Here is a 16,634-nt window from a genome sequence, read left to right on the forward strand (position 1 = left end):
ATGATTCCGTTGTCATTCGCGCAGCGTCGGTTGTGGTTCATTCAGCAGCTGGAAGGTCTGAGCGCCAACTACAACATTCCGCTCGCACTTCCGCTGTCCGGTGAGCTGGACGAGGACGCCCTCGCGGCGGCCCTGCGTGACGTTCTGGAACGGCACGAGGTCCTGCGGACCACCGTCGGCGTCGTCGACGGCGAGCCCTACCAGTACATCCATGACATGGAGGATCTGGACTGGGCCCTCCAGCGCGTCGACCTGACCGCTGCCGACGGATCGCAGGCACCCGCCGACATCGCCGCCGCCCTGGCCGACGCGGCCGGGCACCGGTTCGACCTGTCCGCCGAAGTGCCCATCCGCGCCTGGCTGTTCCGTACCGCCGCCGAGCAGTACGTACTGGCCGTGGTGGTCCACCACATCGCCGGTGACGGCTACTCCATGCGCCCCCTCGCCGATGACGTCTCCGCCGCCTACGCGGCCCGCCGCGGCGGCCGGGCACCCCAGTGGGAGCCGCTGGAGGTCCAGTACGCGGACTACGCCCTGTGGCAGCGCGAGCTGCTCGGCGACATGGATGACCCCGACAGCCTGGTGAACCGTCAGGTCCGTTACTGGCAGGGCGCGTTGGCCGGAGTCCCGGAGGAGCTGGAACTCCCCTGCGACCACGCCCGCCCGCAGGTGGCCACCTACCGCGGTCACAGCGTCCCGCTGGAGATCCCCGCCGAGGCCCACGCCCGGCTGGCGGAGCTGGCCCGGGCCGAGGGCGTGACCGTCTTCATGGTCCTGCAGGCCGCGCTCGCCGTACTGCTGTCCAAGCTCGGCGCGGGCACCGACCTCCCGATCGGCACCGCGATGGCCGGCCGCACCGACGTCGCACTGCGCGACCTCGTCGGCTTCTTCATCAACAGCCTCGTCCTGCGCACCGACGTCTCCGGCGACCCCACGTTCACCGAACTCCTGGCGCGGGTCCGCGAGACGGACCTCTCCGCCTTCGAGCACCAGGACGTCCCCTTCGAGAAGCTCGTCGAGGAACTCGCCCCCACCCGCTCGCTGGGCCGCCACCCGCTGTTCCAGGTCATGCTCAGCGTGGAGAACCTCGCCCGCGCCGAGGCCGACCTCGGTGACGCGCACGCCGCCGGGCTCCCCGCCGGGTCCACCTCCGCGCCCATCGGCACCGTCGCCAAGTTCGACCTCGAAGTCACCGCCGAGGAGTCCTTCGACGCGTCCGGCGCCCCCACGGGCATGCACGGCTCGGTGATCGTCAACGCCGACCTGTTCGAGGCCGCTTCCGCCGCCCGGCTCGCCGAACGCCTCGTCCGCGTCGTCGAGCGGCTGACCGCCGCCCCGCAGGCCCGGATCAACACCGCCGACGTCCTCGCCCCGGCCGAGCGCCACCAGCTGCTGACCGGCTGGAACGACACCGCCGCCGACACCGCCCCCGCCCTGCTGCCCGAGCTGTTCGCGGCCCACGTGGAGCGGACCCCGGACGCCGTCGCGGTGGTGTCCGAGGGCACCGAGGTCACCTACGCCGAACTCGACGCCCGGGCCAACCGCCTCGCCCACCGCCTGACCGGCCTCGGCGTGGGCGCCGAAACGGTCGTGGGCCTGTGCCTGCCGCGCGGCGCCGACATCGTGGTGGCGATCCTCGCCGTCTGGAAGACGGGCGGCGCCTACGTCCCCCTCGACCCCGAACACCCCGCCGACCGGCTGTCGTTCATCCTCGAAGACAGCCACGCCCGGGTGGTGCTGAGCACCCGTGACACCGCCGACGGCGTCGCCGGCCGGCTCGACGCGGAGCGCGTGCTGTGGCTCGACGACGCAGCGGAGAGCGCCGCACTCGCCGCCCTCCCCGCCACCGCCCCGCACGCCCCGGTCACCGACGGCGGCCTCGCCTACGTCATCTACACCTCGGGTTCGACCGGCCGCCCCAAGGGCGTCGCGACCGCCCACGGCGCCCTCGCCAACCTGGTCTCGGTGTTCGGCCCCCTGATGCGGGTCGCCCCGGGCACACCGGTCCTCCAGTTCGCCTCCTTCAACTTCGACGCCTCCGTGCTCGACGTCGCGGTCACCCTGGCCCACGGCGGCACCCTGGTCGTGGCGAGCGCGACCGAGCGCTCCGAGCCCGCGCTGCTGCGCGACCTCGTGGAGCGGACCGGCGTCCGCTCGGCCAGCCTGGTCCCCTCCCTCCTCGCGGTCCTCGACCTGGACGACCTCGCCGGCGTCGGCGCCATGGTCGTCGGCTCCGAGGGCATCGACCCCGCACTGGCCCGCGCCTGGGCCCGCGGCCGTCGCCTCGTCCACGCCTACGGCCCCACCGAGGCGGCCGTGATCACGGCGGTCGGCCAGGTCGACCCCGACGGCGCCGGCGCGGTGCCCTTCGGCGGCCCGGTGGCCAACACCCGGATGTACGTCCTGGACGCCCACCTCCAGCCCGTCGCCCCCGGTGTCACGGGAGAGCTCTACATCGGCGGCGCCCAGCTGGCCCGAGGCTACGTCGGCCGCGCGGACCTCACCGCCGAGCGCTTCGTCGCGTCCCCCTACGCCGTCGGCGAGCGCCTCTACCGCACCGGCGACCTGGCGCGCCGCACCGAGGACGGACAGCTGGTCTTCGCGGGCCGCGCGGACGAGCAGGTCAAGGTCCGCGGCTTCCGCATCGAACCCGGCGAGGTCCAGGCCGTCGTCGCCGCACACCCCCGGGTGGCCCGGGCGGCCGTCGTCCCGCGCGAGGACACCCCCGGCGACGTACGGATCGTCGCCTACGTCGTCGCGGCGGAAGGCACCTCGGACGGCGAGTCCGACAGCGCCGAGGCCGCCGCCGAACTGGGCTCCTCCATCCGCGAGTTCGTCGGCTCCCGGCTGCCCCACTACATGGTGCCGTCCGCCGTCGTCGTGCTCGACGCGCTGCCCCTCACGGTCAACGGCAAGCTCGACCGCAAGGCCCTGCCCGCCCCGGCCTACGCGGCCGGCGGCGGCCGCCGCCCGGCCACCCGCCAGGAGCGCATCCTGTGCGAGGAGTTCGCCGCGGCTCTCGGCCTCGAACAGGTCGGCGTCGACGACAACTTCTTCACCCTCGGCGGCCATTCGCTGCTCGCCGTCCGCCTCGTCGAGCGGCTGCGCGTCCGCGGCGTCGCCGTCCCCGTGCGCGCGCTCTTCGAGACCCCGACCCCGGCCGGACTCGCCCTGTCCGGCGGCGCGGCCCAGGTCGAGGTCCCCGAGAACCTGATCCCCGCCGACGCGACCGCCATCACCCCCGAGATGCTGCCCCTGGTGGACCTCACCACGGAGGAGATCGCACGGATCGCCGCCACCGTCGACGGCGGCGCGGCGAACATCGCCGACGTCTACCCCCTCGCCCCGCTCCAGGAGGGCCTGCTCTTCCACCACCTGCTCGCAGGTGACGGCGAGGACGCCTACGCCCTCCCGATGGTCCTGGAGTTCGACTCGCGCACAGGCCTCGACGCCTTCCTGCACGCCCTGCAGCAGGTCGTCGACCGGCACGACATCCTGCGCACCGGCATCGTCTGGGACGGCCTGCGCGAACCCGTCCAGGTGGTCCGGCGCCATGCCGAACTCACCGTCGAGGAAGTCACCCTCGGCGCGGACGGCACCGACGCCGGCCGGGTGGCCGAGCTGGTCGCCTTCGGCAGCACCGCCATGGACCTCAGCCGCGCCCCCCTGATCGACCTGCACCTGGCCCCCGCCACGCAGGACGAGGCCGACGGCCGCTGGCTCGCCCTGATCCGCGCGCACCACATGGTGCAGGACCACACCGCGAAGGAGGTCCTGCTGGAAGAGGTGCACGCCTTCCTCACCGGGCACGGCGACGAACTCGCGCAGCCGCTCCCCTTCCGCAACTTCGTGGCGCAGGCGCGCGGCGCGGTCGACGAGTCCGAGCACGAGCGCTACTTCGCCGAACTGCTCGGCGACGTCACCGAATCCACCGCCCCGTACGGCGTACTCGAAGCACGCGGCGACGGCAGCGGCGTGATCCGCGGCGGGCTCACCCTGCCGCGCCCCCTGACCCTGCGGATCCGGGAGATCGCCCGGCGCATGGGCGTCAGCTCGGCCCCCGTCCTGCACGTCGCCTGGGCGCGCGTGCTCGCGGCGGTCTCGGGCCGTACGGACGTGGTCTTCGGTACCGTCCTGTTCGGCCGGATGAACGCGGGCGCGGGCTCCGACCGCGTCCCCGGCCCCTTCATGAACACCCTCCCGGTCCGCCTGCGCACCGCCGAACTCGGCGCCCTGGACGCCGTATCCGCGATGCGCGGCCAGCTCGCCGAGCTGCTGGAGCACGAGCACGCACCGCTGGCACTGGCCCAGCGCGCGAGCGGCGTCCCCGGCAACAGCCCGCTGTTCACGTCCTTCTTCAACTACCGCCACAGCCAGGGCGCCGCGCGGGACGCGCAGGCCCAGGCGGCCGCCGCGGCCGACCCGGTCACCGGCATCCGGATGGTCTTCGAGCACGACCGCACCAACTACCCGCTGTCCGTGGCGGTCACGGACGACGGCGACTCGCTCGACGTGACCATCGACTCGATCGCCCCCATCGACCCGGACGCGGTCAGCGCACTGATGCACGTGACCGTCGCGAACCTCGTCACGGCCCTCGAAGCGGCCCTCGACGGCGGGGCCGACGCGCCGCTGGACGGCGTGGACGTGCTCGGTGACGCGGAGCGCCGCCGGGTCCTGGTGGAGTGGAACGACTCCGCCGCCGACCTCGGCCAGGCCCTGATGCCGGAACTGTTCGCGGCGCGGGCGGCCCGTACGCCGGACGCGCTCGCCGTCGTCACCGAGGACGAAGAGGTCTCGTTCGCGGAGCTGGACGAGCGGGCGAACCGGCTGGCGCAGTTCCTGACCGGCCAGGGCATCGGCGCCGAGTCCGTCGTCGGAATCTGCCTGCCGCGCGGTGTGGACGCGGTGGTCGCGATCCTCGCCGCCTGGAAGGCGGGCGCGGGCTTCCTGCCGATCGACCCCGAGTACCCGGTGGACCGGATCTCCTTCATGCTCGCGGACAGCGCCGCGGTCCTGACGCTGACCGACGAGGACACCCTGGGCGACCTCCCGGCCGGCCGCGCCCGGATGGTCGCGCTGGACTCCACCCTCATGGGCATCCAGCTGTCGATGCTGCCGGGCACCGCGCCGGAGCTGGTGACCCGTCCCGAGGGTCTGGCGTACGTCATCTACACCTCCGGTTCGACGGGCCGCCCGAAGGGCGTCGCCGTCCCGCACCGCGGGCTCGCCAACTACGTCCTGTGGGCGGCCGAGGCCTACGGGATGAACGGCCGCGCCGAGGGCGGCGCGCCGCTGCACTCCTCGCTGGCCTTCGACCTGACCGTCACCAGCGTCGTCGTACCGCTGCTGTCCGGATCCACCGTCGTCGTCGACGAGGTCGGCGGGGTCGAGGGCCTGGCCTCCCTGGTGCGCTCCTCCGGCGGCGGCTTCGGCCTGGCGAAGGTGGTCCCCGCGCACCTGCCGCTGCTCGCGGAATCCCTGTCGGACGCCGAGGTCGCGGGCGCCGCCAGCCGCTGGATCGTCGGCGGCGAGGCGCTGCCCGGCTCCGTCGTGCAGGCCTGGCTGGAGCGCGCTCCCGGCTCGGTGATCGTGAACGAGTACGGTCCCACGGAGACCACGGTCGGCTGCTCCGTCTTCGAGGTCCGGGCGGGGGACGAAACCGGCGCCGTCGTACCCGTCGGCCGTCCCGTCGCCAACACGCGCCTGTACGTCCTGGACGACTCCCTGCGCCCGGTGGCCCCCGGCGTCGCCGGAGAGCTGTACATCGCGGGCGCCCAGCTGGCCCGCGGCTACGTCCGCCGCCCCGAGCTGACGGCGGAACGCTTCGTGGCCAACCCGTTCGAACCCGGCCTGCGGATGTACCGCTCGGGCGATGTGGCCCGCTGGCGCGAGGACGGCCAGCTGGAGTTCCTCGGCCGTGCGGACGAGCAGGTCAAGGTCCGCGGCTTCCGGATCGAGCCCGGCGAGGTCGAAGGCGTGATCGCCGGATACCCGCAGCTCGCCCAGGTCGCCGTCGTGGTCCGCGAGGACGTGCCCGGTGACGTCCGCCTCGTCGCCTACGTCGTCGCCGACGACCCGGAGGAGGACCTGGAGGCACTGCCCGCCCGGATCCGTCACCACGTCCTCGGCCGCCTGCCCGAGTACATGGTCCCGTCCGCCGTCGTCGTCCTCGACGCGCTGCCGCTGACCGGCAACGGCAAGCTGGACCGCAAGGCACTGCCCGCCCCCGAGATCGCCGGCGGGTCCGGCTCCGGGCGCGCGGCGGCGAACGAGCGCGAGCGGGCCCTGTGCGAGGCCTTCGCGGAGGTCCTGCGGGTCTCCGAGGTCGGCGTCGAGGACGACTTCTTCGCCCTCGGCGGCCACTCCCTGCTCGCCGTCCGCCTCACCAGCCGCATCCGTGCGGTGCTCGGAGTCGACGTCGAGGTCCGCGCCCTGTTCGAGGCCCCGACCCCGGCCGCGCTCGCCGCCCGGCTCCCGGAGGCCGGGGGAACCCGCACGGCGCTCACCGTCATGGAGCGCCCGGAACGCGTACCGCTGTCCTACGCCCAGCGACGCCTCTGGTTCATCGGCCAGTTGCAGGGCCCGAGTTCGACGTACAACATCCCGGTCGCGCTGAAGCTGGCCGGAGAGGTCGACGGCGCGGTGCTCAATGCCGCACTGCGGGACGTCATCGGCCGGCACGAAGTCCTGCGGACCGTGTACGCCACCGCGGACGGCGAGCCGTACCAGCGGATCATCGAACTCGACGCACTGGACTGGGAGCTGGAAACCCGGGACGTCGAACCGGCCGGCCTGGAAGCCGCGGTCGCCGACGCCTTCGGACACGCCTTCGACCTGGCGGAGCACGTACCCTTCCGCGGCTGGCTCTTCCGCAGCGGCGACGAGAACACCCTCGTCATCGTGCTGCACCACATCGCGGGTGACGGCTGGTCGCGGGAGCCCCTGGCCCGGGACCTGTCGGTCGCCTACGCGGCGCGCAGCGAGGGCCGGGCGCCCGAGTGGGAGCCGCTGCCAGTCCAGTACGCGGACTACGCGCTGTGGCAGCGCGAACTGCTCGGCGACGGGGACGACCCGGAGAGCCTGATGACCGCGCAGCTCGACTTCTGGCGCGAGCGGCTCGCCGACGTCCCGGACGAGCTGGACCTGCCGACCGACCACACGCGGCCCGCGGTCGCCTCGTACACCGGGCACGACGCCCCGCTGGTGATCCCGGCCGCCGTTCACGCACGGCTCGCCGAGATCGCGCGCGCCGAGGGCGTGACCATGTTCATGGTGCTGCAGGCGGCCCTGGCCGTCCTGCTGAACCGGATCGGTGCGGGCACCGACATCCCCATCGGCTCGTCGAACGCCGGTCGTACGGACGAGGCGCTCAACGACCTCGTCGGCTTCTTCATCAACACCCTGGTGATGCGGACGGACCTGTCCGGGGACCCCGCGTTCACCGATGTGCTGGCACGGGTGCGCGAGAGCGGCCTGTCCGCCTTCGAGAACCAGGACGTTCCCTTCGAGAAGCTCGTCGAGGAGCTGGCTCCGACCCGCTCGCTCTCCCGGCACCCGCTGTTCCAGGTCCTGCTGTCCGTGGAGAACACCTCGGAAGCCGTGCTCGACCTGCCCGGCCTCCAGGCCGGCGGAGTGTCCGCCGGTACGACGGTGGCGCGCTTCGACCTGGAGTTCGGCGTCGGCGAGGCCTTCGACGCCGCCGGTGCACCGGCGGGGCTGTACGGCTCGGTCGTCGCCTCCGCCGACCTCTTCGCGCCGGACTCGGTCCAGCGCTTCGCGGCCTGGTACGGACGGGTTCTGGCGGCGGTGGCCGCCGACCCCCGGCTGCTGCTGAGCGCGGTGGACCTGCTGGGCGCGGCTGAGCGTGAGCGTGTGCTGGTCGGCTGGAACGACACCGCTGAGCAGGTCGGTTCGGCCTCTGTGGTGGGGCTGTTCGAGGCTCAGGTGGTGCGGACGCCGGATGCGGTGGCGGTTGTCGCTGACGGTGAGCGGGTGACGTACCGGGAGCTGGATGAGCGGGCGAACCGTCTCGCGCACTACCTGGTCGGTCAGGGCATCGGCACCGAGTCCGTGGTGGGCCTGGCCCTCCCGCGCGGTGTCGAGATGTTCGCGGGGATCCTGGCGGTGTGGAAGGCGGGTGCCGGTTACCTCCCGGTGGATGCCGGCCAGCCGACGGAGCGCGTCGGCTTCGTGATGAAGGACAGCCGCGCGGCCCTCGTGCTGACGACGGCGGAGATCCTGGACGAGCTGCCCTCGGTCGGTGTCCGTCTGGTCGCCGTGGACGGCGCGATGGTACGGATGCAGCTGGCCGGGGCGCCCTCAACGGCGCCCGGGATTCAGGTCTCCGGTGACGCTCTGGCGTATGTGATCTACACGTCGGGTTCGACGGGTCGTCCGAAGGGTGTCGCGGTCACGCACGCCGGTCTGGTGAACTACGTCGCTTCGGTTCCCGGCCGGGTTGGTTTCGACCGGGCGGGTGCCCGTTACGCGCTGCTTCAGGCGCAGGCGACCGACCTCGGCAACACGGTGGTGTTCGCGAGCCTGACGACGGGCGGTGAACTGCACGTCCTGGAAGAGGACGCGGTCACCGACCCGCTGGTGGTCTCCGCGTACCTGGCGGAGCACGAGATCGACTACTTCAAGGCGGTCCCGTCCCACCTGGCCGCGCTCGCGTCAGCCGTGGGTGTGGAGGGTGTGCTGCCGGGCCGTTCGCTGGTCCTCGGTGGCGAGTCCGCGACCCCTGCCTTTGTCCGCGAACTGGTCGAACAGGCCGGTGAGCGTGGGGTGTTCAACCACTACGGTCCGACCGAGACCACCATCGGTGTCGCGACGACCCGCCTCACGGCGGACGGCGTGGTACCGGTCGGCACCCCGGTCGCCAACACCCGCTTCTACATCCTGGACGCCACCCTCCAGCCCGTTCCGGCGGGCGTCGCGGGTGAGCTGTATGTCGCGGGCGCGCAGCTGGCGCGCGGCTACGTCCAGCGTCCCGGCATGACGGCTGAGCGCTTCGTCGCGAGCCCCTTCGGCTCGGGCGTGCGGATGTACCGCACGGGTGACCGGGCACGCTGGACCGCTGACGGTCAGGTCGTGTTCCTGGGCCGTGCGGACGAGCAGGTCAAGGTCCGTGGCTTCCGCATCGAGCTGGGCGAGGTCCAGGCCACGGTCACCGCGCACCCGCAGGTGGCACAGGTCGCCGTCGTGGCGCGTGAGGACGTACCCGGCGATGTCCGCCTGGTGGCCTACGTCGTCCCGGCCGACGACGAGGACGACAACAGCGGACTGCCCGCCGCCGTACGGGAGTTCGCGGGCCGCCGACTGCCCGACCACATGGTCCCCGCGGCCGTCGTGGTCCTCGACGCCCTGCCCCTGACCGGCAACGGCAAGCTCGACCGCAAGGCCCTGCCCACCCCGGCGTACGGAACCTCCTCGGGCAGCGGCCGCGGGGCGGCATCGCTGCGGGAGGAACTGCTGTGCCAGGCGTTCGCCGAGGTCCTGGGCCTCGACAGCGTCGGCGTCGACGACAGCTTCTTCGCCCTGGGCGGTCACTCCCTGCTCGCGGTGCGTCTGGCGAGCCGGATCCGTACCGTCCTCGGTGTCGAAATGCCGCTGCGGACGCTGTTCGAGGCGCCCACGGTCGCACGGCTGGCGGCCCGCCTCGCGGGTGCGGACCGCGCCCAGATCGCACTGACGGCCGCGGAGCGCCCGGAGCGGGTACCGCTCTCGTTCGCCCAGCGACGGCTGTGGTTCCTGAACCAGCTCGAAGGCCCCAGCGCCACCTACAACACCTCCGCGGTTCTGCCGCTGTCGGGTGACGTGGACGAGGATGCCCTTGCCGCTGCCCTCCGGGATGTGCTCGGGCGTCACGAGGTGCTGCGCACCGTGTTCCCGGTCGTCGACGGTGAGCCGTACCAGCAGATCCTCGACATCGATCAGATGTCGTGGGCACTGATCAGTGCGGATGTCATAGCGGCAGAGCTTGAGGACGCGGTGACCGAGGCCGCGGCGTACACCTTCGATCTCGCGACCGAAGTCCCCTTCAAGGCCTGGCTGTTCGAGGCCGGTCCGGAGCAGCGGGTGCTCGTCGTGGCGATGCACCACGTGGCGAGTGACGGCTGGTCGAAGGGCCCGCTGGCCCGGGACCTGTCCGTCGCCTACGCGGCGCGCAGCGAGGGCCGGGCGCCCGAGTGGCAGCCGCTGCCGGTCCAGTACGCGGACTACGCACTGTGGCAGCGCGGGGTGCTCGGCGACGAGCACGACCCGGAGAGCCTGATCTCCCGCCAGATCGGTTACTGGCGCGAGGCCTTGGACGGATCGCCGGAAGAACTGGAGCTGCCGTTCGACCGTGCGCGTCCGACGGTGTCCTCACACCGTGGACACCACGTGACGGTCGACATTCCGGCGGCCGTGCACGCGCGGCTGGTGGAGGTGGCGCGGGTCGAGGGTGTGACCCCGTTCATGGTCCTCCAGGCCTCGCTGGCCGTGCTGCTGTCCAAGTTCGGTGCGGGAACCGACATTCCGATCGGTTCGGCGAACGCCGGCCGTACGGACGAGGCGCTCGACGACCTCGTCGGCTTCTTCATCAACACCCTGGTGATGCGGGCGGACCTCTCGGGCGACCCGACCTTCCGCGAGGTGCTCGGCCGGGTGCGCGAGACCGCGCTGTCGGCCCTGGCGCACCAGGACGTGCCGTTCGAGAAGCTGGTCGAGGAGCTGGCTCCGGCCCGCTCGATGGCCCGCCACCCCCTCTTCCAGGTCGTCCTGACGACGCAGAACACCGTGGACGCCGTGCTTGACCTGCCGGGCCTGGAGGCCGGTGGGCGGGAAGGCGACGAGAACGCGACGGAGGCCCTTGATGAGACCGACGCCACGACTGTGCATGAGCCGGATGCCACGGCTGTGCACGAGTCGGCTGCGAAGTTCGACCTGGACTTCATCATTGCCGAGGTGTTCGATGCGGAGGGCCGTCCGGCGGGTGTGCAGGGGACGGTAACGGTCTCGGCGGATCTGTTCGATGCGGTGTGGGCGCCGCGGTTCGCGTCGGCTTGGGCGCGGGTGCTGGATGTGGTGACGCGGGAGCCGGGTGTTGCGGTGGCCGCGGTGGACGTCCTGGGCGCGGCTGAGCGTGAGCGTGTGCTGGTCGGCTGGAACGACACCGCTGAGCAGGTCGGTTCGGCCTCTGTGGTGGGGCTGTTCGAGGCTCAGGTGGTGCGGACGCCGGATGCGGTGGCGGTTGTCGCTGACGGTGAGCGGGTGACGTACCGGGAGCTGGATGAGCGGGCGAACCGTCTCGCGCACTACCTGGTCGGTCAGGGCATCGGCACCGAGTCCGTGGTGGGCCTGGCCCTCCCGCGTGGCGTCGAGATGTTCGCCGGAATCCTGGCGGTCTGGAAGGCGGGCGCCGGATACCTCCCGGTGGACGCCGGTCAGCCGACGGACCGGATCGCTTTCGTGATGAAGGACAGCCGTGCGGCTCTGATCCTGACCACCGAGGAGATCCTCGACGAGCTGCCCTCGGTCGGTGTCCGTCTGGTCGCCGTGGACGGCGCGATGGTACGGATGCAGCTGGGGACGGCGCCTGCGACGGCGCCCGGGGTCGGTGTGCACGCGGACAGTGCGGCCTACGTGATCTACACGTCGGGTTCGACGGGTCGTCCGAAGGGTGTCGCGGTCACGCATGCCGGTCTGGCGAACTACGTCGCTTCGGTTCCCGGCCGGGTCGGTTTCGACCGGGCGGGTGCCCGTTACGCGCTGCTTCAGGCGCAGGCGACCGACCTCGGCAACACGGTGGTGTTCGCGAGCCTGACGACGGGCGGTGAACTCCACGTCCTGGAAGAGGACGCGGTCACCGACCCGCTGGTGGTCTCCGCGTACCTGGCGGAGCACGAGATCGACTACTTCAAGGCGGTCCCGTCCCACCTGGCCGCGCTCGCGTCGGCCGTGGGTGTGGAGGGTGTGCTGCCGGGTCGTTCGCTGGTCCTGGGCGGCGAGTCCGCGACCCCTGCCTTTGTCCGGGAGCTGGTCGAACAGGCCGGTGAGCGTGGGGTGTTCAACCACTACGGGCCGACCGAGACCACCATCGGTGTCGCGACGACCCGCCTGACGGCGGACGGCGTGGTGCCGGTCGGTACCCCGGTCGCGAACACCCGCTTCTACATCCTGGACGCCGCTCTCCAGCCGGTTTCGACCGGTGTGACGGGTGAGCTGTATGTCGCGGGCGCGCAGCTGGCGCGCGGCTACATCCAGCGCTCGGCGCTGACGGCGGAGCGCTTCGTCGCGAACCCGTTCGGTTCGGGTGAGCGGATGTACCGCACCGGTGACCGGGCACGCTGGACCGCTGACGGTCAGGTCGTGTTCCTGGGCCGTGCGGACGAGCAGGTCAAGGTCCGTGGCTTCCGCATCGAGCCGGGCGAGGTCCAGACGACCATCGCCTCCCACCCGCTGGTCGCTCAGGCCGCCGTCGTGGCGCGTGAGGACGTACCCGGCGATGTCCGCCTGGTGGCCTACGTCGTCCCGGACGACGAGGAAGACGACAACAGCACCCTGCCGTCCGCGGTGCGGGAGTTCACGGCCAAGCGCCTGCCGGACCACATGGTCCCCGCGGCCGTCGTGGTCCTCGACGCCCTGCCCCTGACCGGGAACGGCAAGCTGGACCGCAAGGCCCTGCCCGCCCCCACCTACGGAGCGTCTTCCGCGGGGAGCAGCCGCCGGGCGGTGTCTCTGCGGGAGGAATTGCTGTGCCTGGCGTTCGCCGAGGTCCTGGGCCTCGACAGCGTCGGCGTGGACGACGACTTCTTCGAGCTCGGCGGGCACTCCCTGCTCGCCGTGCGTCTGGTGAGCCGGATCCGTACCGTCCTCGGTGTCGAGACGGAGATCCGGACCCTCTTCGAAGCCCCCACCGTCGCCACCCTCGCCGCCAGCCTCACCGGCGCCGAGACCGCCCGCACGGCCCTCACCCCCCAGCCCCGGCCCGACCGCCTCCCGCTGTCATTCGCCCAGCAACGCCTGTGGTTCCTCAGCAAGTTGGATGAGTCGTCGGGAGCTTCGTACAACATTCCGGTGGTGCTTCAGCTGGCCGCCGGGACCGACCGTGAGGCGCTGAACGCGGCCTTCCGTGATGTGATCGGCCGGCACGAGGTGCTGCGCACCGTGTTCCCGGCGGTCGACGGCGAGCCGCACCAGCGGATCCTCGACAGCGCGGAGCTGGAGTGGGCGATCGAGGTCGTCCCGGTGGCATCGGCGGAACTGGACGAGCAGGTCGAGAAGGCGGCGGAGTACGCCTTCGACCTCACCCGTGAAGTACCCATCCGTGCCCGCCTCTTCGAGGCGGGGCCCGACGTGGAGCCGGTGCTGGCCGTCGTCATGCACCACATCGCGGGCGACGGCTGGTCGCGGGAGCCGCTGGCGCGGGACCTGTCGACCGCCTACGCGGCGCGCAGCGAAGGCCGGGCGCCCGAGTGGGAGCCGCTGCCGGTCCAGTACGCCGACTACGCGCTCTGGCAGCGCGAGCTGCTCGGTGACGAGCACGACCCGGACAGTGTGCTGGCGGGCCAGATCGACTTCTGGAAGAAGTCGCTGTCCGGCATCCCGGAGGAGCTGGCGCTCCCCGTCGACCACAGCCGTCCCGCGACCCCGTCCCACCGTGGGCACGACGCGTCGCTGGTGGTCCCGGCGGACGTGCACGCACGTCTGGCGGAGGTGGCCCGGGCCGAGGGCGCGACCATGTTCATGGTCCTGCAGGCAGCCCTGGCCGTCCTGCTCAACCGGCTCGGCGCCGGTACCGATGTACCGATCGGCACCGCCAACGCGGGCCGTACGGACGAGGCGCTCGACGACCTGGTCGGGTTCTTCATCAACACCCTGGTCGTGCGGACGGACCTGTCCGGCGACCCGACGTTCTCCGATGTCCTCGCACGGGTCCGTGAGGCGGGGCTCTCCGCCTTCGCCCACCAGGACGTGCCGTTCGAGAAGCTGGTCGAGGAACTGGCTCCGAGCCGCTCCATGGCCCGTCACCCGCTGTTCCAGGTGTCGATGACCCTGCAGAACAACAAGGCGGCGACGCTGGATCTCGGCGGTGCGCGTGCCGGTGGAGCGCCGTCGTCGGGTGCCTGGTCGAAGTTCGACCTGGAGGTGGGCTTCGGCGAAGCCTTCGACACCGATGGCAGCGCGGCAGGACTGTACGGCGGCATCGTCGCCTCGGCGGACCTCTTCGACGCGGAGTCGGTCGAGCGGATCGCCGTACGCCTCGGGCGGGTGCTGGCCGCGGTGGCCGCCGACCCGAAGGTGTCGCTGAGCGCGGTGGACGTGCTCGATGCCGCGGAGCGCCGGCAGGTGCTCGTGGAGTGGAACGACACGGCGGTGGAGGTCGAGCCTTCGACCCTTCCCGGTCTGTTCGAGGCGCAGGTGGCCCGGACTCCCGATGCGCCGGCCGTGGTGTCGGAGGGTGTGGAGCTGTCGTATGCCGAGCTGGATGCGCGGGCGAACAAGCTGGCGCGTCTGCTCGCGGACCGTGGTGTGGGTGCGGAGTCGGTGGTCGGTGTCGCGCTGGAGCGCGGTGTCGACCTGGTGATCGCACTGCTCGCGGTGGTGAAGGCCGGTGGTGCGTATCTGCCGATCGATCCTGAGTACCCGGCGGACCGTGTCGCGTTCATGCTGGCCGATGCGGCGCCGGTGGCCGTGGTGACCTCGCAGTCGCTGACCGGTGGGCTGGGGTCCGGGGTTCCCCTGGTGGTGCTGGACGAGCCGGCCGTGGCCGGTGAGCTGGCGGGTCTGGGTGACGGGCCGCTGGGTGTGGAGGTCCTTCCCTCGCAGCCGGTGTACGTGATCTACACGTCGGGTTCGACGGGCCGCCCGAAGGGCGTGGTGGTCACGCACGGCGGGCTCGCCAACTACGCGCGGTTCGCGGCCGGTTCCTACGAAGCGGTGCACGGCGGAGCGCCGTTGCACTCCTCGCTGGCCTTCGACCTGACGGTGACGAGCATCGTGGCCCCGCTGGTCTCGGGTGCGCCGGTGACGGTGAGCCGTGCGGGCGGTGCCGAGGGTCTGGCCGAACTGCTGCGTGAGGGTGGTGGTTTCGGTCTGGTGAAGGTCGTACCGGCCCACCTGCCCCTGTTGTCCGAGATGTTGACGGATGTTCAGCTGAAGGGCGCTGCGGCCACCTGGGTGGTCGGTGGTGAGGCGTTGCCGCCGGGTGTGGTGCGCGATCTGCTGGAGCGCGCGCCGGGTTCGGTGGTGGTGAACGAGTACGGTCCGACCGAGACGGTGGTCGGCTGTGCGGTGTTCGAGATCCGGGCCGGGCAGGAGATCGGGGAGCCGGTTCCGATCGGCCGTCCGATCGCCAACATGCGGCTCTACGTCCTGGACGAGTGGCTCCGCCCCGTCGCTCCGGGTGTCGCGGGTGAGCTGTACATCGCGGGTGCCCAGCTGGCCCGCGGTTACCTGAACCGCCCGGGTCTGACGGCGGAGCGGTTCACGGCGAACCCCTTCGAGCCGGGTGCGCGGATGTACCGTTCGGGCGATGTCGCGCGCTGGCGCGCCGACGGCCGGCTGGAGTACCTGGGGCGTGCGGACGAGCAGGTCAAGGTCCGTGGTTTCCGGATCGAGCCGGGCGAGGTCCAGGCCGTGATCGCGGGTCACCCGCAGGTCGCGCAGGCCGCGGTCATCGCCCGCGAGGACGCGCCGGGAGACGTCCGCCTGGTCGCCTACGTCGTCCCCGCCGACGGCGAGGGCACTGTACGGCCGGAGGACGTCCAGCAGTTCGTGTCGGGCCGTCTGCCGGAGTACATGGTTCCGTCCGCGGTGGTGGTCCTGGACGCGCTTCCCCTGTCGGTGAACGGCAAGCTGGACCGCAAGGCCCTGCCCGCCCCCGCGTACGAGGGTGGAGTCGGACGGGGTCCGGCGACGCTCCAGGAAGAGCTGCTGTGCGCCGCGTTCGCGCAGGTCCTCGGCCTGGAGAGCGTCGGTGTGGAGGACGACTTCTTCGCCCTCGGCGGCCACTCCCTCCTCGCCGTCCGGCTGATCAGCCGGGTGCGTGTGGTCCTCGGTGTCGAGCTGCCGCTCCGGACGCTCTTCGAGACCCCGACGGTGGCCGGGATGGCCGCGCGCCTGGCCGGCACGTCCGGTGCCCGGCTCGCGCTCACGCCCGCCGACCGGCCGGAGCACCCGCCGCTGTCCTTCGCACAGCAGCGCCTCTGGTTCATCGGCCAGCTCGAAGGACCGAGTTCCACGTACAACATCCCCTTCCGGCTGGAACTCCCCTCCGGCCTGGACCGGGACGCGCTGGGCGCGGCGCTCCGGGACCTCGTCGGGCGCCACGAAGTACTCCGGACGCTCTACGCGGAGGGCGAGAACGAGCCCTTCCAGAAGATCCTCGGCGCCGCTGACCTGGCCTGGGAGATGCAGGTGGTCGAGGTCGCCCCGGACGGGCTGGAAGGCGCCGTGGCCGAGGCCGAGGGCTACGCCTTCGACCTCTCGGCCGAGGTTCCCTTCCGCGCCACGCTGTTCGCGGCCGGCCCCGATGAGCAGGTGCTGCTGATCGTGGTCCACCACATCGCCGGTGACGGCTGGTCCGTGGGCCCCCTGTCCCGTGACATCGCGACCGCCTACGCAGCGCGGTCCGCGGGCCGGGCGCC

General features: G+C 72.1%; 1 protein-coding gene (running past one end of the window). It reads left to right on the forward strand.

Features of this window, described 5'->3' with window-relative positions:
• On the forward strand, positions 1-16,634 hold the 5' portion of the coding sequence (locus OHS33_RS27935; protein ID WP_330333164.1) for a non-ribosomal peptide synthase/polyketide synthase. It continues 2,755 nt past the right edge of the window; 16,634 of the gene's 19,389 nt are visible here — the first part of the coding sequence; it begins with the start codon at positions 1-3; the stop codon falls past the right edge of the window.

Source organism: Streptomyces sp. NBC_00536 (assembly GCF_036346295.1).
Lineage (GTDB): Bacteria > Actinomycetota > Actinomycetes > Streptomycetales > Streptomycetaceae > Streptomyces.